The 22,484-nt window shown below is 31.0% G+C and carries 23 protein-coding genes, 2 pseudogenes and 2 other annotated features; of the genes and pseudogenes, 24 read left to right on the top strand and 1 reads right to left on the bottom strand.

Features of this window, described 5'->3' with window-relative positions; genetic code table 11:
* The first annotated feature begins 371 nt into the window (after nt 1-371).
* Nucleotides 372-502, top strand: a sequence feature (ribosomal protein L20 leader region).
* A 14-nt stretch (nt 503-516) separates the two neighbouring features.
* The 24 genes and pseudogenes from infC (at nt 517) to EI71_RS08510 (ending at nt 22,167) form a co-directional block, all read left to right on the top strand.
* The gene (gene infC, locus EI71_RS08625) at nt 517-1,080 is read left to right on the top strand and encodes a translation initiation factor IF-3 (protein WP_425453579.1); all 564 of its coding nucleotides are present in this window, start codon (nt 517-519) and stop codon (nt 1,078-1,080) included.
* Nucleotides 1,081-1,094: 14 nt separating this feature from the next.
* Nucleotides 1,095-1,295: a 50S ribosomal protein L35 gene (rpmI, locus tag EI71_RS08620; protein ID WP_119016843.1), complete on the top strand. Its 201-nt coding sequence runs from the start codon at nt 1,095-1,097 to the stop codon at nt 1,293-1,295.
* Between the two features lie 15 nt (nt 1,296-1,310).
* Nucleotides 1,311-1,664, top strand: a pseudogene (gene rplT / locus EI71_RS08615) (50S ribosomal protein L20); the annotation flags it as partial.
* A 273-nt stretch (nt 1,665-1,937) separates the two neighbouring features.
* Nucleotides 1,938-3,197, top strand: coding sequence for an RNA-binding domain-containing protein (locus tag EI71_RS08610; protein WP_162849909.1), 1,260 nt, complete (start codon nt 1,938-1,940; stop codon nt 3,195-3,197).
* Between the two features lie 77 nt (nt 3,198-3,274).
* On the top strand, nt 3,275-3,820 hold the full coding sequence (locus tag EI71_RS08605; protein WP_119016840.1) for a GNAT family N-acetyltransferase: 546 nt from the start codon (nt 3,275-3,277) through the stop codon (nt 3,818-3,820).
* Nucleotides 3,821-3,876: 56 nt separating this feature from the next.
* Nucleotides 3,877-4,446, top strand: coding sequence for a xanthine phosphoribosyltransferase (locus EI71_RS08600; protein ID WP_119016839.1), 570 nt, complete (start codon nt 3,877-3,879; stop codon nt 4,444-4,446).
* Between the two features lie 55 nt (nt 4,447-4,501).
* The gene (locus tag EI71_RS08595) at nt 4,502-4,810 is read left to right on the top strand and encodes a hypothetical protein (RefSeq protein WP_119016838.1); all 309 of its coding nucleotides are present in this window, start codon (nt 4,502-4,504) and stop codon (nt 4,808-4,810) included.
* A gap of 371 nt (nt 4,811-5,181) precedes the next feature.
* Nucleotides 5,182-6,813 carry a DEAD/DEAH box helicase gene (locus tag EI71_RS08590; protein WP_119016837.1) on the top strand — a complete coding sequence of 544 codons (1,632 nt, stop codon included), beginning with the start codon at nt 5,182-5,184 and terminating at the stop codon, nt 6,811-6,813.
* A gap of 8 nt (nt 6,814-6,821) precedes the next feature.
* Nucleotides 6,822-7,355, top strand: a complete 534-nt coding sequence (rsmD, locus tag EI71_RS08585) for a 16S rRNA (guanine(966)-N(2))-methyltransferase RsmD (protein WP_119016836.1) — start codon at nt 6,822-6,824, stop codon at nt 7,353-7,355.
* A gap of 2 nt (nt 7,356-7,357) precedes the next feature.
* Nucleotides 7,358-8,467 carry a hypothetical protein gene (locus EI71_RS08580; protein ID WP_119016835.1) on the top strand — a complete coding sequence of 370 codons (1,110 nt, stop codon included), beginning with the start codon at nt 7,358-7,360 and terminating at the stop codon, nt 8,465-8,467.
* An 11-nt stretch (nt 8,468-8,478) separates the two neighbouring features.
* Nucleotides 8,479-10,782 (top strand): glycoside hydrolase family 2 TIM barrel-domain containing protein, encoded by a 2,304-nt coding sequence (locus EI71_RS08575; protein ID WP_119016834.1) that lies wholly within the window; start codon nt 8,479-8,481, stop codon nt 10,780-10,782.
* A 115-nt stretch (nt 10,783-10,897) separates the two neighbouring features.
* Nucleotides 10,898-11,200, top strand: coding sequence for a virulence RhuM family protein (locus EI71_RS08570; RefSeq protein WP_119016833.1), 303 nt, complete (start codon nt 10,898-10,900; stop codon nt 11,198-11,200).
* 81 nt (nt 11,201-11,281) lie between these two features.
* Complete coding sequence (locus EI71_RS08565) at nt 11,282-12,280, top strand: phosphorylase family protein (RefSeq protein ID WP_119016832.1); 999 nt, start codon at nt 11,282-11,284, stop codon at nt 12,278-12,280.
* A gap of 116 nt (nt 12,281-12,396) precedes the next feature.
* The gene (locus tag EI71_RS08560) at nt 12,397-13,080 is read left to right on the top strand and encodes a metallophosphoesterase (protein ID WP_119016831.1); all 684 of its coding nucleotides are present in this window, start codon (nt 12,397-12,399) and stop codon (nt 13,078-13,080) included.
* Between the two features lie 71 nt (nt 13,081-13,151).
* Nucleotides 13,152-13,338 (top strand) — a binding site (T-box leader).
* A gap of 48 nt (nt 13,339-13,386) precedes the next feature.
* Complete coding sequence (locus EI71_RS08555; RefSeq protein WP_162849908.1) at nt 13,387-13,923, top strand: GNAT family N-acetyltransferase; 537 nt, start codon at nt 13,387-13,389, stop codon at nt 13,921-13,923.
* Between the two features lie 4 nt (nt 13,924-13,927).
* A complete protein-coding gene (gene hisS / locus EI71_RS08550; protein WP_119016829.1) occupies nt 13,928-15,229 on the top strand; it encodes a histidine--tRNA ligase in 1,302 nt (433 codons plus the stop codon).
* A 19-nt stretch (nt 15,230-15,248) separates the two neighbouring features.
* Nucleotides 15,249-16,550, top strand: coding sequence for an aspartate--tRNA(Asn) ligase (gene aspS / locus EI71_RS08545; protein WP_119016828.1), 1,302 nt, complete (start codon nt 15,249-15,251; stop codon nt 16,548-16,550).
* Nucleotides 16,551-16,596: 46 nt separating this feature from the next.
* Nucleotides 16,597-17,058 (top strand): deoxycytidylate deaminase, encoded by a 462-nt coding sequence (locus tag EI71_RS08540; protein ID WP_119016827.1) that lies wholly within the window; start codon nt 16,597-16,599, stop codon nt 17,056-17,058.
* Nucleotides 17,058-18,101 carry a S16 family serine protease gene (locus tag EI71_RS08535; RefSeq protein ID WP_119016826.1) on the top strand — a complete coding sequence of 348 codons (1,044 nt, stop codon included), beginning with the start codon at nt 17,058-17,060 and terminating at the stop codon, nt 18,099-18,101. The genes EI71_RS08540 and EI71_RS08535 overlap by 1 nt, the downstream gene beginning before the upstream one ends.
* On the top strand, nt 18,085-18,456 hold the full coding sequence (locus EI71_RS08530) for a hypothetical protein (RefSeq protein ID WP_119016825.1): 372 nt from the start codon (nt 18,085-18,087) through the stop codon (nt 18,454-18,456). The genes EI71_RS08535 and EI71_RS08530 overlap by 17 nt, the downstream gene beginning before the upstream one ends.
* A 15-nt stretch (nt 18,457-18,471) precedes the next feature.
* Nucleotides 18,472-19,008, top strand: a complete 537-nt coding sequence (locus EI71_RS08525) for a signal peptidase II (RefSeq protein ID WP_162849907.1) — start codon at nt 18,472-18,474, stop codon at nt 19,006-19,008.
* Nucleotides 18,947-19,876 carry an RluA family pseudouridine synthase gene (locus tag EI71_RS08520; protein ID WP_119016823.1) on the top strand — a complete coding sequence of 310 codons (930 nt, stop codon included), beginning with the start codon at nt 18,947-18,949 and terminating at the stop codon, nt 19,874-19,876. Before EI71_RS08525 ends, EI71_RS08520 begins: the two co-directional genes overlap by 62 nt.
* A 1-nt stretch (nt 19,877) precedes the next feature.
* Nucleotides 19,878-20,384, top strand: coding sequence for a VanZ family protein (locus EI71_RS08515; protein ID WP_162849906.1), 507 nt, complete (start codon nt 19,878-19,880; stop codon nt 20,382-20,384).
* Between the two features lie 148 nt (nt 20,385-20,532).
* Nucleotides 20,533-22,167, top strand: coding sequence for an LTA synthase family protein (locus EI71_RS08510; RefSeq protein WP_119016821.1), 1,635 nt, complete (start codon nt 20,533-20,535; stop codon nt 22,165-22,167).
* Here EI71_RS08510 and EI71_RS10230 read toward each other — a convergent pair.
* Nucleotides 22,164-22,484 (bottom strand): annotated as a pseudogene (locus EI71_RS10230) (hypothetical protein); the annotation flags it as partial. The gene EI71_RS08510 and the pseudogene EI71_RS10230 sit on opposite strands and share 4 nt — an antisense overlap.

The raw sequence follows: 22,484 nt of genomic DNA, 5'->3' as shown, positions 1-22,484 counted from the left end.
TAAGCTTCCTATGCCTATTGATTTATATCAGGCCTATGGAGCATATCATTATGGAATTTTTTCTTAATTACCAACTTTTTGTTTGAACTTAGCATTGTTTTTCATGTTTTTTCTCCTTATTCTATTTTTTAAATATATTTTTGAAAATATTTCGTAAATATTATAAAATATTTTCGTAATTTAATCTAGTCTATTGGACAAAAATAGTATTATAAAAGACTTGAAAACGATTTCATGTATAAAACACTATAATATATACTTTATATAATGGCGTTCTTGTCTTATAATGGCACAGCACTTTAAAAAAATGTAAAATTTGTTGTTGACATGAAGTAAAAATAAGTGTATTATATTAGAGGTTAAAATAAATATGTGGAAAGAAGAAACGCCTGTTTCTCGCCTGATTGATTTAGTTTGTTGGTAGGCAAAAAGTCACTATAATATCTTATAGATATAATTATGATTTTTAAGAGGGCGTTTATGTCCTCTTTTATTTTTCCAAAATTTTTGGAGGTGATTGGTATTAACAAGCAGAAGAAGGATGAAGCAATCGTCAATGAAGCAATTCGTGCAAAGGAAATGCTAGTTATTACAGATACTGGAGAAAAATTAGGTGTTATTTCAAGAGCTAAGGCACTTAATGAGGCTTATGACCGTGGAATGGATTTGGTATTAGTTTCACCAGATGCAAACCCACCAGTAGCTAAAATGATGGACTATTCTCGTTTCCGTTTTGAGCAGCAAAAGAAGCTTAAGGAAATGAAGAAAAATCAGAAGGTTACAGTTGTTCAAGAAATCCAGCTGTCACCTACCATTGAAAAGCACGATTTTGAAACAAAGGCTAACAAAGCTAAGACAATCTTAGCTAAAGGAAACAAGGTAAAGATTACTTTAAGATTCTATGGACGTATGATTGTACACCAAGAATTAGGTAAGGAAGTTATCGATCGTTTCATTGAAAGTCTACAAGAGGTTGCAAACATCGAGGCTCAGCCAAAGATGGATGGTCGTATTATGTTTGCTGTTGTAGCGCCAAAGTCTGAAAAAGACAAAGAAAAAGAAAAGAAAAATATTCAATAAAGGAGTAAGGGATTATGCCAAAGGCAAAGACACACAGTGGTTTAAAGAAGAGAATTAAGATTACTGGTACAGGTAAGATCAAAAGAGGTCATGCTTATACTGGACATTTAAAGACTAACAAGTCTCACAAGCAGAACAAGAATTTATCAAAGTCAGGATTAGTGCATGACACTGATGCTAAGAGAATTAGCCAGTTAATTGCACCAATGAAGTAAGAGGAGGTTTAGATCATGCCAAGAGTTAAAGGTGGATATGTAACAAGAAGAAGACGTAAGGCTGTCTTAAAGCTAGCTAAGGGCTACTATGGTTCTAAGCACACATTATATAAGACTGCTCATGAGCAGGTTATGCGTTCTTTACAGTACGCTTTCCGTGATAGAAAGGCTCGTAAGAGAGATTTCAGAAAGCTTTGGATTCAGAGAATCAATGCTGCTTGCCAGTTAAATGGTATGAAGTATTCTCAGTTCATCAACGGTTTAGCACAGTCTGATGTTGTTATCAACAGAAAGATGTTAGCTGAAATGGCTGTTAATGATGCTGAAGGCTTCAAGCAGTTAGTTGAAGTAGCTAAGAAGGGTTTAGCTAATCCAAAAGCAGTTGCTAAAGAAAACGTAGTTGTTTTAAGAACTGAAAAGAAAGCTAAGTAATTTCTTAAGAAGCAGGACTTTGGTCCTGTTTTTTTATTTGCCAAAAATGTACTTAACTATGCGTGCTATGGTGATTAAATATTCTAAAATATACGAACTCGCTTGGAAAAACTATAAAAATAATCGTTGCAAAACGAATGGAACGATTGATTAATCGTTGCAAAACGAATGGAACGATTGTATAATATAGACAAAAGAGAGGATAAAACTATGGAAAAGGAAAGCAAGTTTTTAGAATACAAAGAACAAATCACAAAAACATATTTAAAAACAGTAAGTGCCTTTGCAAATTATAATGATGGTGAAATAATTTTTGGTGTTACAGATGATTTTAATATAATCGGAGTTGAAAATCCTAATGATGCTTGTTTAAATATAGAAAATCAAATTAATGATTCAATTAAACCATTGCCAAATTATTCACTTAGAATAAATAAGGATAATACAATTAGTCTATTTGTAAAAAAAGGATTTAATACACCATATAGATATAATGGAAAATGTTATATTAGAAATGATTCATCAACAATTGAGGCAGATGATTTGGCTGAAAAAAGATTAATACTTGAAGGTATGAATCTAAACTATGAAGATTTACCATGTAAAAAAGATGAACTATCCTTTGAAATATTATCTAAAAAAATAGTAGAGGCATTAAACTTATCAAAATTTGATAAGGATGTTTTAAAAAGTCTAAACTTGTATAGTGATACTAATGGGTATAACAATGCTGCTTATCTCTTGTCAGATAATAATAATTTTTTAGGATTGGATATTGTTGTTTTTGGTAATAATATCAATGAATTTAGAAGAAGATATACATTTGATAATGTTTCAATATTAAAGCAATATTATGATGCAATTGACATTTATAAGAATGAATATACTATCGAAAAGATTGAAGGATCATTAAGAGTAAAGCATGAACTCATTCCTTTTGAGGCTTTTAGAGAAGCAATAGCAAATGCATTAGTCCACAGAGCATGGGATGTTAGGGCTAATATTAAAGTAGAAATGCATCCTGATAAGGTTAGAATATCATCTCCTGGTGGATTAGTTGCAGGTATGTCAAATGAAGATTATATAAATGGAAACTATTCTAGTTTAAGGAATCCTATTATTGCTGAGGTATTTCATAGATTAAATATAATTGAAAAATTTGCTACTGGAATTAAAAGAATAAATAGTGCTTATTTAGATAAAATAGTAAAGCCAACTTTTTTAATAACTAGTGGAGCAATTGCCATTACACTACCAGTAGTTAATGCAATTAATTTAACTTCTAATGAACAAAAAATATATGATGTATTAAAACAAAATTATTCCTATCAAAGAAATGAAATAGAATCTTTGAGTGGTATGGAGAAGAGTACTGTCATTAGAATCTTGAATTCACTAATTGAAAAAGGTCTAGTCGAAAAAGAAGGTTCAGCAAAAGCAACTGTTTATAGAAAAGTAGCCTCAAACTAGTTCGATGGTTATTTCGTCTTTTTAAATGGCGCTTTCGATTTATTCGAAACGCTCATTCTAATTTTGGAGGTTTGAGTATGGATATTATAGAAACAAAAAGATTAATCTTAAGAGAATGGAAAATGGAAGATGCTGATTCTATGTTTATCTATGCAAAAGATCCTGCAGTTGGACCTATTGCAGGGTGGCCAGCACATAAATCTGTAGAAGAAAGTAAGGTCATTATTTCTCATTTTTTGGATCATCACCCATATTGTTATGCAATATGTGAAAAAGATAATATAAATCACGCTATTGGTTCTATCGAATTAAAAATAAATTCAGATTTAGCCATAAATAGGGATGAGGCTGAAATTGGCTATTGGCTTGGTAAGCCATATTGGGGGAGAGGCTATATGCCTGAGGCTTGCGCAGCTTTAATTGAATATGGCTTTTTAAAGCTAGGCTTTAATAAAATTTGGGGCGGTTATTATGATGGTAATTTAAAATCCAAAAGAGTTCAAGAAAAACTAGGCTTTAAATACCATCATACAACAGAAGGATTAGAATTACCTTTATTAAATGAAATAAGAATTGGTCATGTAAACTTATTAACAAAAGAAGATTGGTTAAAGAATAAATAGTTTTCTTGTAAATAATTTATTATAGAATTATAATCAAAGATGTTTTGGAGGTCTTTATGAACACATTAAAGGATAGAATTATTTGTGATGGTTATGTCATTGGTGATGATATTTTAAAGGTAGATTCCTTTATTAATCATCAGGTGGATACAAAGCTATTAGATGAGCTTGGTGCATATTTTGCATCAAAATTTGAAGGTGTAACGAAAATATTAACCATAGAAGCATCTGGTATTGCCTTTGGTGTTGGAGTTGCCTCTCACTTTGGTTATGTACCTTTAGTATTTGCAAAGAAGAGTAAATCTAAAATATTAGATGAAAAGAACCTTTATACAACAGTAGTAGATTCCTTTACAAAAGGAACTACAAATACGGTATCTGTAGATAAAAGATTTTTAACCAAAGAAGATAGATGTCTAATTGTTGATGATTTTATGGCAGAAGGTAATGCTGCCTTAGGCTTAATTGATTTATGCAATCAAGCAGGCACAACTGTAGTTGGTGTTGCCATAGTCATTGAAAAAGGCTTCCAGGGTGGAAGAAAAAGAGTAGAAGAAAAAGGTATTCGAGTGGAATCAGCTGCCATAGTTGATCATTTTGAAGATGGTAAGCCAATTTTAAGATAAGTATTTCTCATACAAAAGAAATATGATATACTTAATTTGTTTTAGGAGGGATTTTATGCCATCAACAAGGGAAAAACAAATTTATAAAATTATAATGATTACATCAGGTATTATTGCTCTTGGAGTTGCAGGCTATTTAGCTGTTGCAATGTTTATGGGAGCTAAGAATTATTTTACTGCCCATTTCGCAATCCCTATTGTTCTTGTTTGTGTAGGAGTTATAGCCTTATGCATGCCACAAGCTACAAGAAGCCGCTTTGGGTCTGATGCAAAGGATAATGTAATGAAGATTGTTGCAGTATTATTAATCCTATTTGCAATCTTAACTTTAGTATTATCTTATTTTGATTTTTTCCAGTTCTAAGCTCCAGCTTTGGAGCTTTTCGTCATTTTATGGGCTTTGTCTAATAGGAATACATTCCAATAACTTGAATAATAAACGTTTTAGGTTTATAATATAGGTAACTAGGATGAAGGCCGTGGAGCTCATTATAATAGAAAAGGGCGCTGAGAATTATTTTGTGTTGAAGGCCTGCCTTTTTGGTAGCAGGAATCCTAATGAGTAGTTAAAAAGAGGCAACCCACAAGTGAAGGTTTCGTTCTTCACGTACCATCCTAGGCTTATTATAAAAGTGGTGTATCCACTTTTTTATTTTTATTAGACATTAAATTTCTTTACATAGTTTATCCTTTTTGATATAATGAAGCGGTTATAAAAAAGAAAGAGAAAAATGTATGAATGATTTTGAAAAATTAAACGTTAGCGCATCTATTTTAGATGCCTTAAATAAAGAGAATATTTTAGTCCCAACGCCTATCCAAGAAGAAGCAATTCCACTTCTAAAGGAAGGCTATGATGTTATCGGACAGGCTCAAACAGGTACAGGTAAAACCTTCGCCTATGCGATTCCTCTAATTGAAAGAGTAGATCCATCAAAGAAGTATCCACTAGCTTTAGTATTAACTCCAACAAGAGAGCTTGGAATTCAGGTTTCGAATGAAATTGATAAGCTAATTGGAAAAAATGGAGATATTAAGAGTGCTTGTATTTATGGTGGAGAATCCTATGAAAAGCAAAGAATTGCTTTACAAAAGAAGCCTCAAATCATTATTGGTACACCAGGAAGAATCATAGACCAAATGGAACGTGGCCACTTAGATTTTTCTAAGATCAGCTATTTGGTATTAGATGAAGCAGATGAAATGCTAAAAATGGGCTTCCAAGAGGATTTAGAGAAGATTTTATCTTCTATGCCTAAGGAAAGACAAACAGCCCTATTTAGTGCAACCATCCCTCCATTTATTAAAAATGTTGTAAAAAACTATATGAATAACCCTAAATGGGTTAAAATAGAGGCAAAGACTCTAACTGTTGAGGCAATTGACCAACAGCTTTATTACTGTAAAAAGGATTCCAAAAAGGATTTATTAATCCGCTTATTAGATTATAATCAGTTCCATCAAATTATGATTTTCTGTAATACAAAATCTATGGTAGATGAGCTTGTTATATTCTTACAAACCTCAGGCTTTAGAGCGGAAGGCTTACATGGAGATTTAAAACAAATCTCAAGAGATAAGGTAATGCAATCCTTCAGAAACAATACCATAGATATCTTAATTGCAACAGATGTTGCTGCAAGAGGTATCGATATCGATGGAATTGATGCAGTTATCAATTTTGATGTACCAAATGAAAATGAACTATATGTTCATAGAATTGGTAGAACCGCAAGAGCCGGCTCTAGTGGTACAGCCATTACTATTGCAACTATAAGAAGTAAGGCAAGAATTTCTGAGCTTGAAAGATATACAAAATCTAAAATGAATTTACATGAAATTCCAACACCAAAGGAAATTTCTAAAAGCTATCAAAAGAAGCTTTATTTAAAGATTATGGATGTAATGGAAAATAATATCGATAATCATGAATATGATAATCTATTAATGAAGCTTGCAAGAGCAAATAGTGATCCTATGCCACTACTTACAGCTTTAGTTTCTATGGTAGATGAGAATAAGAAAAGAGAATATCCTGAAATTTATGTTCAATCTCCAAAGGAAAATAAAAAGGATAATAACAAGAATAAGAAGGATAAGAATAAAAAGAAAGATTCCAATAAAACATTCTCTATTATTGAATGTAATATTGGTAAAAATGATGGTGCTAGACCTAATCAATTAGTTGTATTCTTCCATGATGAATTTAAGGTTCATCGTGAGCATTTTGGAAAAATTATCATAGAAGATAAAAAATCTTATATCGAAGTACATAGTGAAGCCTTAAGATTCTTTAAGAATACTAAGGATAAGAAATTTAATGGCAAAAAGCTATCCATTAAAGTAGTAGATAGCTTACCTAGATAGGAGTATTTATGCGTATTGTAGCTGGTAAATTAAGACATAGAATTATTGATATGACAAATCTTGATACTACAAGAGAAACCCAAGACAAGGTACGTGGTGCAATCTATAATATGATAGGACCATACTTTGATGGTGGTAATGCCTTAGATTTATTTGCTGGCTCAGGCGCAATGGGAATTGAGGCATATTCTAGAGGAATAGAAAAATTCACATTAAATGATTTAAATAAGAATGCCATAGAGGTTTGTAAAAGAAATTGTAAATCCTTAGGTATTATAAATGATGTAACATTTACAAATATGGATTATAATTTATTTTGTGAAACTATAAATCAAAAATATTCCTTAATCATATTAGACCCACCCTATAAAATGGATGATATCAAAGGAATCTTAGATAAAGTATATCCTTTACTTACTGAAGATGGTATCATAGTCTTTGAGATGGGAATAGATTCCATATATCCTAAAGAATTCCATGACATGGAATTATGGAAGAATAAGGAATATGGAATTAAAAGAGTTGTAGTCTATAGGAGGTAGCTATGGGTATAAAAGAAGATTATTTAGACTTAAGAAAAGTCTTCTTAAAATTTAAAAGAGAATCTCATTTTGAAACATATACTAGTGCGGATTTATTTTATGTATTTGATTCTGATGGTAAAACTGCTCTTTTAACCTTCATAGATCAATTCTTTGGAGAGGGAGTAGGGATACAGTGCTTCAACAATAAAGATGGAATCAACTATGTTCATGATGTCTTATCTAGTCAAGATGAATATTCTGTAACTGTTGGAGATTGTGATTCTATTGTTGCAGTATTTAAACCAAAGGATGCATTAACTTTGGAAGATATTAGCTTCTTGAAAAAGATGAATCAAAGAAGAACCAAAGAAAATAATTTAATTATTTATCGTTTCAAAAAGGGATATAAATATAAGATTGCTTCAAATAGTGATATAAAAACTATTTCTATTTATGGAGTATTCTTAGATTCCTTAATTGATAATGAAGAAGCGGATATCCTAGAAGCATTTAATCAGGATAATTGTGTAGTAGTATCCTTAAATTATGAAAAAAGGGAATATTCTTGTCTATATAGACCACTACCTTATTTAGAGATAGCTCCAAAAAAACAACCAATGAATCATCAATTCATTGATGAATATAAGGATCATACCTATACCAATGAGGATTGTTATTTATTTACATCCTACCTACCAGTATCCGTTAAGGGTAGTGGTATAAGACCATTACTTTTATATTTTTATTATAATAAGAGTGGAAATATGGAATTAAAATATATAATTTCAAATCCAAAGGATTATAAAAATATCATCTATGGTATTTTAGATGAGGTATTTACAAAAGATGGTCTACCAACAAAAATGATTATTAATAATAGAGATTTATATGCTATTTTAAGTAAAACATTAGATGGATTATCTATTGAAAATTCATTTGAAAGAGATAATCTAAAGGCAGGAGAAGATGTATCTGGTGTAATTTCATCTATGTATCAAAAAACACAAGATACAGAGATGGAAGAATCTGAAATTATTTCCATGTTTAATTTTCTAATTCAAGCTGTAGGCACTCTAGATCAAGAGGAGTTTATAGACACTGAAGATTCTAATGATTTATTTGTTTCCTAAGGAGAAGAAAAATGATTATTAAAGATTTTAATTTAGGTTGGACATTTAAAAAAGATAATATAGAACAAATAGTAGATTTACCACATGATGCTATGATGCACGAAAAAAGAAGTAAGGATGGCTTATGTGGTGTTGGTGGAGCATATTTTAATGGGGGCTTTTATACATATACAAAAAGCTTTATGGTACCAGAGGAATTTAAAAATAATTCTATATTTTTACACGTCCTAGGTGCATATAGAAATTCAACTGTATATTTAAATGATAAAGAGCTTATGCACCATAAATATGGCTATACTGACTATATGGTTCTATTGACTCATGATTTTAAATATGGTTCATCAAATACTATAAAGATTACTGTAGATAATAGTGAAGTACCTAATTCTAGATGGTATAGTGGTGCGGGCTTATATAGAGGAGTGGAATTAATTATTGGTGGATTAGATCATTTCATCTTAAATGAATTAAGATTAAATACTGTATCTATAAATCCAGTTACTCTAGAATATAAGCTACCATATACAGGTACTAAGGAATATAAGGTATTACTTGAGGTATTTGATGGTAAAAGATTAATTTCTAAGGCAGAAGGAAAGGAAGGCTCTATTAAGCTTGATGTAGAGCTATGGGATATAGAAAATCCTAAATTATATGATATTAAATTATCTTTAATTGATGGAGTAGATATAATTGATACCTACCAAATGAAATATGGCTTTAGAACTATAGAATATACAACTAAGGGATTCTATTTAAATGGAGTTAAAACTATATTAAAGGGTGCATGCTTACACCATGATAATGGTATTTTAGGTGCTGTATCTATATATGATGCAGAACTTAAAAGATTAAAGGTATTAAAGGAGGCTGGCTTTAACGCAATAAGAAGTGCACATAATCCAGCATCTCCTCAATTACTTAATGCGTGTGATGCATTAGGTATTTTAGTTATGGATGAGCTTGTTGATATGTGGCTATACCATAAAACAGAATTTGATTACGCAACAGATTTTAAGGATAATTACATGCTAGACTTAAAATCTATGATGGATAAGGATTATAATCATCCATCAGTAATTATGTATTCTTTGGGTAATGAGCTTGCCTCTCCTACAATATTAGATAAAAAGGGCTTTGAAATATTAAAGGAATTATGTGGCTATATTAAAACTAATGATTATAGACCATCCACTATGGGTATTAATTTTACAAACCTAGAAAGAAAGGAATTAAATGCTCATAAGGCAAAGTATAAGATGATGGAGGTCTATACCAATAGTGATGAAATTGTAGATATCTATAATGATTTAATCGTTGAATTTGGTCGTGGTATGGCTGAAATATCTATTGCCAAGGATTCTGAGGATGTAAGTGTAGAAACATTTAAAATCTTAGATTTAGCTGGCTATAATTATGCATATAAAAGATATGAGCTAGATTCTAAGATTCATCCAGAAAGAATTATTGTAGGCACAGAAACGATGTGCCAAGACATTTATAATAATTATGAAAGAATGAAGAAGTACCCAGCAGTAGTTGGAGATTTCATTTGGACTGGAATTGATTATTTAGGTGAGGTTGGAATTGGTGGATATTTTGATTATGACCATCATTTCTGTAAGCCATACCCTTGGATTTTGGCTAATGGTGGCGCATTCGACCTACTTGGCAATCCTACTGGTGAGGCATTCTTAGCTGGAATTACCTATGGTAAATATAAATTAAAGATTGCAACATACCTAGAGGATAAGGAAGAAACAAAATCCGCATGGCGTTGGACAAATTCAAGAGAAACCTTTACCTATGGTAAGGATTCTATAGGTAAGATAATGGTTGCCGAGGTTTATTCAATTTACCCATATGTAGAATTATTCTTAAATGGTAAATCCTTAGGTAGAAAGGAAGTAAAAGAAGGCTTTGTTACATTTAGCTTCAAGTATGAAGAGGGTACACTTAAGGCTATTGGATCTTATTCTGATGATAGAAGAGAGGTTGCACTTCTTACTACTGCAAAAGAATCCTTCTTAACCCTAAGAAAGGATTATGAAGGTAATGAATTATGCTACCTTTATGTAGAATATAAGGATAATAATGGAGTAGTAGATACATTAAGAGGCGATTTACTTAATGCTAAAGTAACTAGAGGCACACTACTAGGCTTTGGTTCTGCAAACCCAGTGACAGAGGATTCTTATGTAGCAGGGTCTTGCCACGCATTCTTAGGTAGAGCTATGCTTGCAGTAAAAAAGAGTAGTGATAAAACTATTATTACTGTTAGCGACAGCAAAGAGACTAAAACAATTATTATATAATATGAGGAGACATTTGTCTCCTTTTTATTATGGTTTGTGTTTATAATTTGTATACTTTCAGTTGTTTATAAATAATAAACATGATATAGTATTGTTAGAAAGAATTGGTGATATTATGGATGAGAAAATGGGCAATATTGTAATATATAAAACTGAGGATGGAAAGGATAAAATTGAAGTAAAAATTGAGAATAATACAGTTTGGCTAAACCAAAAACAGTTATGTGACTTATTTAATGTTTCAAAATCAACAATGAGTTTCCATATAAATAGTATATTAAAGGAAGAGGAATTAGATAAAAATTCAGTTGTTCGATTTTATCGAACTACTGCACTAGATGGGAAAATGTATAACGTAGCTTATTATAATTTAGATATGATAATAGCCAAGAATATGAAAAATTTAAGAATCGTTTAAGCAATAATCCTTCTAAAAAAGAAATAGATTATTTTAACAAATTAAACATTTTATTAAATTATTCAAAGGAGGATAAATAAAATGACTTTGGGGGATAAGATAAAAAGGGTCCGTCTATCTAAAGGATTAACTTTAGATGATATGGCACAAAAATTGGGGTATTCAAATAGGAGTGCAATATATAAAATTGAAAATGGTTATGGAATAACATTAGAAAAATTAAAAAAAATTGCAGAAGCACTAGATGTACCATTTGAAGAATTAATATATGATGATATTGATTATTTAGATGCAAAAGATGTTATAAAAGAAGCAGAAAAGGTGAATTTGATAGATGATATATTATATGCTGTATATGGTATTCATAAAGAAACATATTATGACTTTGCAATAATTGCGCCATCTTGGTATCCTGAAAAAGTATTTAATGATGAGGATAATATAATTTTATTGAAGAAAGCTTCATATAATTCAAGCTATGAGGTTTATTCAGATAATTTGAAAATTGCATATATTCAATGTGGAAGTGGAGCATCCAATTTAACAGATTGTATGCTATGTCTTACTAATGCAAATATAAATAAAATATATTTTATAGGTGCAGTTGGATCAATTGATAAAGCTATACCTATTGCTTCTTTAGTTACTCCATCTAAGTGTATTTCATATGATGGTGTAACGCCTTTTTTTAAAAAGCAATTTGAGAAAAAAATGTATGGGAATGTAATAATTCCATATAATTTAGACGAAATTGATAAAAATATCGAATTACTGAAATCAAACAATATAGATATCACAAAAGAAATAGTTTTCTGTACGGATAGCATATTACTTGAGTATTCACATATGGATGAAATAAAAGCAACAGGCGCTAAACTAATTGAAATGGAAACAGCAGCATTTTATTCTTGTTTAAGAATTATGAAAAAAAGTGGTATGGCACTTTTATTGGTATCGGATAATTCTCAAGATAAAAAGAGTTTAATTGAAAAAACAATGGATGATAAGAATAAATATAATTATGTTAGAAATAATATTATAACAAACTCTATAAAAATGATTTACTGTAGATCACGATAAGTTTGAAATAATTATCTATTTAAGTTATTTATTAGTAGAAATACTATTAGATATATAACAAAAAGGTACTAACATATTAAAATTTGACAGTACCTTTTTAAAATGGAGGTGGAATTATGATTTTGGTTACTGGAGATACTCATGGTACAATTGACTACAATAAGATTAAAGTAATACATAACTATAATATTTTATCTAAAAATGATTATTTAATTATTGCTGGAGACTTTGGTGGAGTATGGAATAAAAATACGCTAGAGCGTGATTTATCCTATTATACTAAGCTTCCATTTATGGTTTTATTTATCGATGGTAACCATGAGAATTTTGATTTATTAAATTCCTATCCAATATCCATTTGGAATGGTGGAAAGGTTCATATTATAAAGGATAATATTATTCATTTAATGAGAGGACAGGTATTTACTATTGAGGATAAAACTATATTTACTTTTGGTGGAGGCACCTCTATAGATAAATATAGAAGAGAAGAGCATATTTCCTGGTGGAAGGATGAAATACCAAATAAAGAGGAAATAGAAGAGGGTAAAAGGAACTTATTAAAATATGGGAATAAGGTAGATTATATTATTACTCATAGTATTGATTCTATGACTCTTTATAACCCTGCACTTTATATCTATGGTAATAAATGTGAAGCATTTGAGGATAATTTTATCTTAGATTATTTTGAAGAAAATATAGAGTATAAGCATTGGTATTTTGGACATTACCATATTGATGCGAAATTAAATGATAAGAAGACTGCATTATATAATAATGTAGTAGAATTAGAATAATATAAAGTAAGTGTTTTATATAAAAACTATTTGTTGTAATTGACTATCATAAATGATAAAATATAGAAGTATATAAATTGTTGATGAAGCAAGTATATGAATGTTTATTCCATAAGCGAGGATAAGATGGTGAAAGTATCTGAATGAATATCATATAAGGCACTTCTGAGATCTTCTAACCAAAGACGTAAACCGGCGTTAACGGAAATGAGAGCGTAAGCTGAAGTAAGGTGGCACCACGAATATTTCGTCCTTATTCTATATTTTTTATTATGGAATAAGGGCTTTTTTAGTTTTAGGAGTACTATGATAACAAAATTAAAAGAAAAAAGATTAGGTAATATTTACTTAAGAGAAATTGAAGAGGCAGATTACTTAGATTACTTCTTAATTGGTAAAGATTTAGAAACAGTGAAATATTTAAACTGGGGTCCATTTATAAAGCCAGCTGAGGCTTTATATACCATTAAAGAAATCTTTAATAATAGACCTATTAATGATGATTTACCAAAGGGTTATGCAATAACTATGGATAATCACATGATTGGTATGATTGATTATCATTCAGAGAATTTAAAAGAGAATTCTATTGAAATTGGTTATTTTTTAAAAAGAGAATACTGGGGTAAAGGTATTATGAGAAAATGCGTATCCTATATGGTAGATTTAGCATTTTCTTTAGGCTTTTCTAAAGTATATCTTGGAAGTATTATTGACAATTTAAGAAGTATTCATTTAATTGAATCCATTGGATTCCATTATGAATATGAGAGAGTAGAGGATATAGGTGATGGGAAATTACACCTAGCTCGCTACTATGCAAAATATAATTACGAGGAGTGATAGTATGATTACTAAGCCAAAGGGCACATACGATGTCTTACCACTTGAGGTAAGAGAGTGGCAAAAGCTTGAAGAGACAATTCGTAAGATTTGTAAGCTTTATAACTATAAGGAAATTAGAACTCCTATTTTTGAGTCTAGTGAAGTATTCCATAGAGATCAAAATGATACTTCCGATATGGTTACAAAGGAAACCTATGATTTCAAGGATAGAAGTGACAGAGGAATTACTCTAAGACCTGAGGGCACTGCAGGTGTTGCGAGAGCTTTTGTTGAAAATAAGCTTTATGTAGATAATCCGGTAACTAAGCTTTTCTATATGGGACCAATGTTCCGCTATGAGCGTCCACAAAAGGGAAGAAATAGACAGTTCAATCAATTTGGTGTAGAAGCACTTGGTAGTGATTCGCCATATATTGATGCAGAGGTTATCGCACTTGGTGCATCCTTAATCCGAGCACTAGGATTAAAGGATATCACTGTAAAGATTAATTCTTTAGGTGATGAGGAATCTAGAAGCAAGTATAAGGATGTATTAGTAGAGCATTTTGGTAAATATAAGGATTGCCTATGCGAAGATTGTAAAAATCGTCTTATAAAGAATCCTTTAAGAATTCTAGATTGTAAGGTAGATAGGGATCAAGAATTCTTTAAAACAGCACCAAAGATAAATGAATATTTAAATGAAGAGTCTAAAACACGCTTTAATAAGGTATTAGAAGCATTAGATTCTATGGATTTAAAATATGTTATTGATGATAATCTAGTAAGAGGTCTTGATTATTACTGCCATACTGTATTTGAGCTTGAGGTTAATGTAGCTGAATTTGGAGCTCAAAATGTAATTGGTGCAGGTGGAAGATATAATAAGTTAATTAGCGATTTAGGTGGACCATTAACTCCAGGTGTTGGTATGGCATTTGGTATGGAAAGATTACTACTTGCAACATCCTTTAGCGGAAAGAATTTAGCTAAGGAAGAATATATTCATGCATATTTTATTGCTTTAGGTGAAAAAGCACAGGCTGAGGCAGTAAAGGTTATGAATGCATGTAGAATTGGTGGGCTTTCCTGTGAGATGGATTATTTAAACGGATCCTTAAAGAGCCAGTTTAAAAAGGCAGATAAGAATAATGCTAGATTCACTATTATATTTGGTGAAAATGAATTAGCTGAAATGAAATGTAATATTAAGGATAATCAAACAGATGAACAAGAAACAATATCCTTACTTGAGGTATATACATATATTTTAACAAAGCTAAATAAGGCTAGTGCTTGTAACACTTGTCCTTCAAAGAATTAGAAAAAGAGGAAGTAAAAAAATGAAAAGAGTTATGTTAAAAGACATTAAGCTTGGCGAAGTTAACCATGTAGCTGGCTTTGTTGAGTCTATCCGTAATAAGAAGGCTATGTGCTTTATCGTATTACGTGATGTATCTGGTAAGCTTCAGCTTACAATTGAAAAGGCAAACCATCCAGAGATGGAAGAGACTTTAGCTAAGATTACAGTAGATTCTGTAATTGAGGCTGAGGGTAAGATTTTAGCATCGGAATATGTAAAGCTAAATGGTATGGAAATGTATCCAGATACTATTACAATTGATAGTATTGCTGAACCATCTCCAATTGTAGCTCCTAAGGGACAGGAAACTAATATTGATTTAAGATTAGACTATCGTTGGATTGACTTAAGAACAGAAAAGAATACATTAATGTTTAAGTGCCAAAGCTGTTTTATTGCTAGATGTAGAGAATTCTTAGTTCAAAGAGATTTCATCGAAATCCATTCACCAAAGCTAATTGGTGCAGAATCAGAATCTGGTGCAGGTGTATTTAAGGTAGATTATTTCGATAGAAATGCATACTTAGCTCAGTCTCCACAATTCTATAAGCAAATGGCTATGGCATCTGGATTCGAAAGAATCTTTGAGTGCGGCCCAGTATTTAGAGCTGAAAAGTTTGCATCCCGTAAGCATGCAACTGAATTTACAGGCTTTGACCTAGAATTTTCATATATTGAATCCTTCCATGATGTTATGCATGTAGAAGAAGAAATGCTTACATATGCCCTTGAAGGTGTAAAGGAAAAATATGGAGATGAGGTAAAGCGTGTATTCGGTATTGATATTGTTGTACCAACACTACCTTTCCCAGTAATGGATTTACATGATGTATATGATGAGCTTGAGGCTCGTTATGGATATAAGGTTCCTGAAGAAGAAAAGGGTGACTTAACAACTGAGGGTGAAAGATTAGTTCAGAAATTATCCTTAGATAAGTTTGGTCATGAATTCTTATTCATTACAGGATATTCTAAAGAATGTAGAGCATTCTATCATATGAGAGATGAAAAGGGTGTACCTTGTGGATATGACCTTATTTGGAAGGGCTGTGAAATCACAACTGGTGCACAGCGTGAGCATAGATATGAAATCCTAAAGGCTCAGGCAGAAGAAAAGGGATTACATGATGATGTACAGTTTTATTTAGATTTCTTCAAGTATGGTTGCCCACCTCATGGTGGATTTGGTATTGGTGTAGACCGTATTACCATGATCATGTTCAATCTAGGTATCAAGGATGCAATGTTTATCTTCCGTGGACCAGATCGTCTAAATCCATAAATTAAAATTAAACAAAAACAAAAAAACAAAACCGGAGGAAATATTTATGAACTATATTAGTTGGGATCAGTATTTTATGGGAGTTGCATTACTTTCTGCAAAAAGAAGTAAGGACCCAAATACACAGGTTGGAGCTTGCTTAGTAAACGAAGATAAGAGAATTATTGGTATTGGATATAATGGATTTCCAAGAGGCTGTAGTGACGAGGAATTCCCTTGGGGAAAGGGAGATAATAATCCATTAAATACAAAATACCCTTATGTTGTACATGCAGAGGCTAATGCGATATTAAACTCTAACGCAAACCTAAAGGGCTCTACCTTATACGTTTCTTTATTCCCATGTAATGAGTGTGCAAAGCTTATTATTCAATCAGGTGTAAAAAAGATTATTTACATGTCTGATAAATATAGTGGCACTCCAATGAATTTAGCTTCAAAGAAGATGCTAGATTCTGCAGGCGTAATTTATGAAACTATGCCTGAGATTGAGGTGTTTGTGAAATAATGGAAACCCTTAAATTTTATATAAAAAAATTTTGGGTTTTATTTCCTATTTTTATCCTATCCTTATTCCTATTCACTATTGGTATTATAAGAACGAATCGTGGAATTATATTAAAAGGGGATACGGTAGAATTTACTTCCGTTGTCGATATAAATACAGAAAATGAGCAAAAAGGCTCATTTTCTACTATTTATGTATATTCTGTTGATAAATCAACCATACTTCAAAATTGGATTGTAGAAGGCTTAAAGGATGCAGAATCTTATTTAATGGGTGAATCTACTACTCATATCAATGATTTTGAATCTTACCAAGCAGGAAAGATTCAATATAATTCATCTATTGGGAATGCCCTTGTTTTAGCCTATAGTGAAGCAAGTAAAGAAGATTCAAGTATTCATTTAGAATATAAATTTGTAGGCTATGATGTAACCTATTATGGACCTAAATCAAGCTTTAAAATTGGCGATAGAATTATTGGAATATATTCTAAGGAATATGGTTCTTTAGCTAAAGTAACTGTCGATATTGAAGAATTCAATAAGGTCTTAAGAGAAATGGAAAGAAAAGATGGAGATTATTATTTAGTTAAAAGAAATAATAACGAAATTGAAATTCCATTTATTAAGGGTGTCAATAATTTTGAAGCCTATGGCATCAATGAATGGAGTGAAATACACTCAAGTCCTACATTTAGTGTTGCATCCAATACTATAGGTGGTCCATCGGGTGGACTTTTACAGTCCTTATCCATTTATAACCAATTAGTTCAAGAGGATTTAACTCATGGACTTAAAATTGCAGGTACAGGTACTATATCTATATCTGGTAGTGTTGGTATGATTGGTGGAATAAAAGAAAAGATTCCTACAGCATTTGATGACCATGTCGATGTATTCTTTTGTGCTAGAGGAAACTATAAGGATGCAAAGGAAGCATATGATAGCTTACCAAATCATAATATGAAGCTCGTTGAAATTGAAACCTTCTACGATGCCTTAAATTATTTAAAGGAGGGCTATAAGAATGACTTCGGATGTTAAAAATAAAACCTATTCATCTGTCCAAGATGAAATAGAGGCATTAAATGTATCTAAGAAGAATAAGCTTATTGCCCTATTACTAGCTATATTTAGTGCACTATTCATTGTTATTGGACCAATAACATTATTTGCAAATTTATTAATGTTTACAAATTTGCAAGTAGCATTTTCTTTAGCTATTGCAGTATTTGTAATTCTATTTATGGGTATACTAGATGTAAAATATCTACATTTAGTAACCCAAAGACAAATAGAAGGCCTATACCATGTATGGGTTGTTGATTTGTTATATATTACCATTGTAGTCTTTGCAGTATATTTTATACTTGCAAAGCTTGTATTTAAACTTATGTAGTTGGAGGTGATTATTTTGTTTATTACAGCTTTAGTATTTTTTCTTTTAGTCGTATTTGACCAGGGAGTAAAGTTTCTAGCAAGCTATATTGACCCTAATAACCCTATTGTGCTAGGTAATTTTGTTAAATTTACCTACAAAGAAAACCCAGGTGCAGCCTTTGGACTTGCTAGTGAATATGGTTGGGTTTTAGTTGTAGTTAGTGCCATCGCAACAATTATCTTAGGTGGTCTTGCCATCAAAAATGATTGGAAGCATGGTAAATTTAATGCAATAGGTGTAACTATGGCATTTGCTGGATGTGTTGGTAACTTAATTGATAGAATCATTATGCTAACACCTGAAAGAGGTGGCGTTATTGATATGATTTCCTTTGGACCATGGAACTGGTTTGTTAGTTTATTTGGTCAAGGAGAAAATACATTTAATGTTGCGGATGTATTATTAATCTTTGGTTTAATAATGGTTATTATTGATTATTTATTCTTCTATGATAAGAGAGCGAGAAAATATGGATATCACAGTAAAAGAAGCAAATCACGAAAATCTTAGATTAGATAAGGTATTAGTTGATTTAATACCAGATAAAACGAGAACCTATATTTTAAAAATGATTGAAGAAGAAAAAATATTATGTAATGGTAAACCATTTAAACCAAGCCAAAAGGCAGTTTTAGGTGATGTAATCACCATTTTAGATATTGAACCAAAGCCTTTAGAGGTTAAGGCAGAAAACCTAAATTTAGATATCGTATATGAGGATAATGATGTAGCTATAGTAAATAAGCCAAAGGGAATGGTTGTTCACCCAGGAGCTGGGAATTATGAACAAACATTAGTTAATGGCTTATTATATGAGCTAGATGACTTATCTGAAATTAATGGTGTTATAAGACCAGGTATTGTTCATAGAATTGATAAGGATACAACAGGCTTATTAATGATAGCTAAAAATGATAAAGCAAGTCTATCCTTAACAGAACAATTAAAAAATCATTCCTGTAAAAGAAGATATGTCGCATTAGTTTATGGAGAATTCTCTGAAAAGAAGGGAAGAATTAATGCCCCTATCGCTAGAAGCAAGGAAGATAGAAAGAAAATGGCTGTAGATAAAAATGGTAAAGAAGCTATTACTAACTTTACTGTTTTAAGAAGATTTAAAGGCTATACATTAATTGAATGTGCCCTAGAAACAGGTAGAACTCATCAAATTAGAGTACATTTAGAATATATAGGACATCCACTAGTTGGAGATCAAACCTATGGTAGAAGAAAGGTTATTGGAGACAAGGGCCAATTCTTACATGCGAAAACCATAGGATTTATTCACCCAACTACTGGTGAGTGGATGGAGTTTGATTCAGAGATTCCTTCCTACATGGAAGATTTTATGAATACATTAGAAGAAAAGAAGGATTAATATGGAAAGAGATAGGCTTTACAAAATCCATCAAATTACATTAGCTATTATTTATATTGCATTAATGGTATTTTTTGTTTGTAAATGCCTTGAAAATGGAGCAGATTCCACTGAATCTAGCCAAAGGGTAGCTGATGCAACTGCCAAAGTAATTAATGGGGTAGCTGGAAGTGGCACAGTAGATAGCCAAAGTGAATCCTTTCGCTCTTGGGTAAGAAAATTTATTGGCCACTATAGCTATTTTGTCCTCTTAGGTAGCATTTCTACTCTATTTTATTTATCCTTAAGAAAAAAAGTAAAAGATTATCTTTTACTTACTATATCTTTTAGTGTAGGATTTATTTTTGCAGTTATTAGTGAATTCATGCTTGAGGCTAAAACTTTAGGAAGAAATGGTTCTTGGAGCGATGTAGGAATAGACTATTTAGGTTTTATTACTCTTTCTATAGTTATTGTATTCATTTATTATTTAATTAAATTTAAAAAGAGTAGAAAAAACTCATTATGAAGGTGCAAATTTGCACCTTTTATTTCGTATTTTTTCCTAAAAGTAACGAAAATATAACGAAAATAGTATACAATAACATATGTTATATATTTTATTTTAAATAAAATAATGTTATAATTTTTATTAGTATGAGAGGAGGCCCGTGAATATGCACGTTTTTTTCAAACGCAAATTATTAATTGTTTTATTAACATTTATATTACTTGTGCTTGCAGAAATGGCAGTATATTTAATTATATTTCAAGTTGCGTATGCACAAACCTTCTTACTTGAGATTGGAGTATATATCCTATTACTGATACCGGCAATCTTGGTAAAAAGTAATAAGATATCCATTTCTTATACAGCTACTATTTTAGGATTAACATTACTTTTATTTGCGATAAATATCTCCTTAGATTATGCATCAAGAGATATATTCACCTTCGCTTACTTAAATCAAGTAGGAGAAGCAGTAATGGTATTTGATTTAGATTATGTCAATTGGTTAGCTGTATTAGTATTCTTAGGATTTGGCATATTATATACCTTAGGTATAGTTTCTATATATAAAGTTTTAGTTAAAGGTAATGATGAGGTAAATGTTAGATACCTACCTAGAGGTGCAATTATTTCTTTAGGTTTATTAACCTTAGCTTTAACTATTGAAACTGCAAGCTTAAAAAGCGTTGTTAGTGAGTATTCTTCTAATGAAATATTTGAAGATATGAGTGGATATCAAATCATTCAATATCTATCAAGATATTTAAAGAAAACTTCTATGAAGAAATATGGAGTATTAAATTATTCCTTCGCAAGTGCCCAAGGCACCGTTCAAATTGAAAAGAAGTATGATGAAATTACTGAAGATAGTATTCAAACTCCAGTTACAGATGAATATTTTGGTCTACTTAAGGATTATAATGTCATTGAAATAATGATTGAGTCAGGGGCAGAATATTTATTAAATGAAACACTAACTCCAAATCTATATAAGCTTGCAAGTGAAGGCATTTATTTTACAAATAATGCATCAAAGAATAAAACAAATGTATCGGAATTTATTGGTATTAATGGTTCTGCATTATCTAATGTTCAATATTTTAGTGGTCAATTACCATATTCAGCGCCAAATATGCTAAAACAATATGGCTATGAAACCGCATATTTCCATAACAATTATGGAGATTTCTATAATCGTGATAATGAAATGGTAATATTAGGTTTTGATAATATTAATTTTTCATTAGATATTAATGAAGAACGTCAGTGGTACAATAACTATAATGGTAATTATCCACTAGATAGTGAAACTATTGATGATATCTTAGAAGAGCTAGCTCCATCATGTTTGGATAGACCATATTATTCCTTCTGGACTACACTATCTATGCATGGCCCATATATAGGACAAGAAAACTGGCAAAAGTTTATTGATTTAGGCTATGTAGATAAGCTTCATCAAGCAGAAGAATTAGGTCTTTATGAAAATCCTTGCTTAGACGATCCAGAAAATGTTCAAGCACAAATTGAAATGATTATGTGTGAAACAATGGATTTTGATGTTGCGGTAGGTAAGCTTCTTAATCACCTAGAAGAAACAAATCAAATGGATAATACATTATTAGTATTATATGGAGATCATGATACATATTTCTCTATTGGTATTGATAGACCACTTAAGGAATATGTTTATAATTGTGAGGATGAAACATATTCAGATCAATATCAAACAATGCTATTTATGTATAATAAGAATCTTACAAAAAAATATGCTAAGTTCAAACAAAAAGTTGGTAATTAAGAAAAAATTCCATAATGATATGCTCCATAGGCCTGATATAAATCAATAGGCATAGGAAGCTTAGTTATATTTCTTACCGCTATTGTATGAACTTGTTTCATTGATTCCATATAAGTAAATGAAACTCTTGCCTCGGCCTTTACTCTATATTTAATCTTCTTTAAGAACAGAAGCCAGTTTAAATAATCCTGAAGATGTCTTGTTGATATGCCATGCTTTTTTGAAATCAAAATTGATAGTTCACTATGAATCTGATTTACATTTGATACTGTGTGATTATTTTTGGTGGCATATCTTTTCTTGTTTGGGACTACCGG

It is taken from the genome of Anaeroplasma bactoclasticum, from assembly GCF_003550015.1.
Lineage (GTDB): Bacteria > Bacillota_I > Bacilli_A > Acholeplasmatales > Anaeroplasmataceae > Anaeroplasma > Anaeroplasma bactoclasticum.
The sequence above is the reverse complement of the archived record's forward strand: the minus strand, read 5'-3'. Positions and strand labels throughout refer to the sequence as shown.

What these genes read in the sequence shown, in the direction of transcription:
- rpmI (WP_119016843.1), top strand. Translation starts at nt 1,095, where the DNA reads ATGCCAAAGGCAAAGACACACAGTGGTTTAAAGAAGAGAATTAAGATT.
- EI71_RS08610 (WP_162849909.1), top strand. Translation starts at nt 1,938, where the DNA reads ATGGAAAAGGAAAGCAAGTTTTTAGAATACAAAGAACAAATCACAAAA.
- EI71_RS08605 (WP_119016840.1), top strand. Translation starts at nt 3,275, where the DNA reads ATGGATATTATAGAAACAAAAAGATTAATCTTAAGAGAATGGAAAATG.
- EI71_RS08600 (WP_119016839.1), top strand. Translation starts at nt 3,877, where the DNA reads ATGAACACATTAAAGGATAGAATTATTTGTGATGGTTATGTCATTGGT.
- EI71_RS08595 (WP_119016838.1), top strand. Translation starts at nt 4,502, where the DNA reads ATGCCATCAACAAGGGAAAAACAAATTTATAAAATTATAATGATTACA.
- EI71_RS08590 (WP_119016837.1), top strand. Translation starts at nt 5,182, where the DNA reads ATGAATGATTTTGAAAAATTAAACGTTAGCGCATCTATTTTAGATGCC.
- rsmD (WP_119016836.1), top strand. Translation starts at nt 6,822, where the DNA reads ATGCGTATTGTAGCTGGTAAATTAAGACATAGAATTATTGATATGACA.
- EI71_RS08580 (WP_119016835.1), top strand. Translation starts at nt 7,358, where the DNA reads ATGGGTATAAAAGAAGATTATTTAGACTTAAGAAAAGTCTTCTTAAAA.
- EI71_RS08575 (WP_119016834.1), top strand. Translation starts at nt 8,479, where the DNA reads ATGATTATTAAAGATTTTAATTTAGGTTGGACATTTAAAAAAGATAAT.
- EI71_RS08570 (WP_119016833.1), top strand. Translation starts at nt 10,898, where the DNA reads ATGGATGAGAAAATGGGCAATATTGTAATATATAAAACTGAGGATGGA.
- EI71_RS08565 (WP_119016832.1), top strand. Translation starts at nt 11,282, where the DNA reads ATGACTTTGGGGGATAAGATAAAAAGGGTCCGTCTATCTAAAGGATTA.
- EI71_RS08560 (WP_119016831.1), top strand. Translation starts at nt 12,397, where the DNA reads ATGATTTTGGTTACTGGAGATACTCATGGTACAATTGACTACAATAAG.
- EI71_RS08555 (WP_162849908.1), top strand. Translation starts at nt 13,387, where the DNA reads ATGATAACAAAATTAAAAGAAAAAAGATTAGGTAATATTTACTTAAGA.
- hisS (WP_119016829.1), top strand. Translation starts at nt 13,928, where the DNA reads ATGATTACTAAGCCAAAGGGCACATACGATGTCTTACCACTTGAGGTA.
- aspS (WP_119016828.1), top strand. Translation starts at nt 15,249, where the DNA reads ATGAAAAGAGTTATGTTAAAAGACATTAAGCTTGGCGAAGTTAACCAT.
- EI71_RS08540 (WP_119016827.1), top strand. Translation starts at nt 16,597, where the DNA reads ATGAACTATATTAGTTGGGATCAGTATTTTATGGGAGTTGCATTACTT.
- EI71_RS08535 (WP_119016826.1), top strand. Translation starts at nt 17,058, where the DNA reads ATGGAAACCCTTAAATTTTATATAAAAAAATTTTGGGTTTTATTTCCT.
- EI71_RS08530 (WP_119016825.1), top strand. Translation starts at nt 18,085, where the DNA reads ATGACTTCGGATGTTAAAAATAAAACCTATTCATCTGTCCAAGATGAA.
- EI71_RS08520 (WP_119016823.1), top strand. Translation starts at nt 18,947, where the DNA reads ATGATAAGAGAGCGAGAAAATATGGATATCACAGTAAAAGAAGCAAAT.
- EI71_RS08515 (WP_162849906.1), top strand. Translation starts at nt 19,878, where the DNA reads ATGGAAAGAGATAGGCTTTACAAAATCCATCAAATTACATTAGCTATT.
- EI71_RS08510 (WP_119016821.1), top strand. Translation starts at nt 20,533, where the DNA reads ATGCACGTTTTTTTCAAACGCAAATTATTAATTGTTTTATTAACATTT.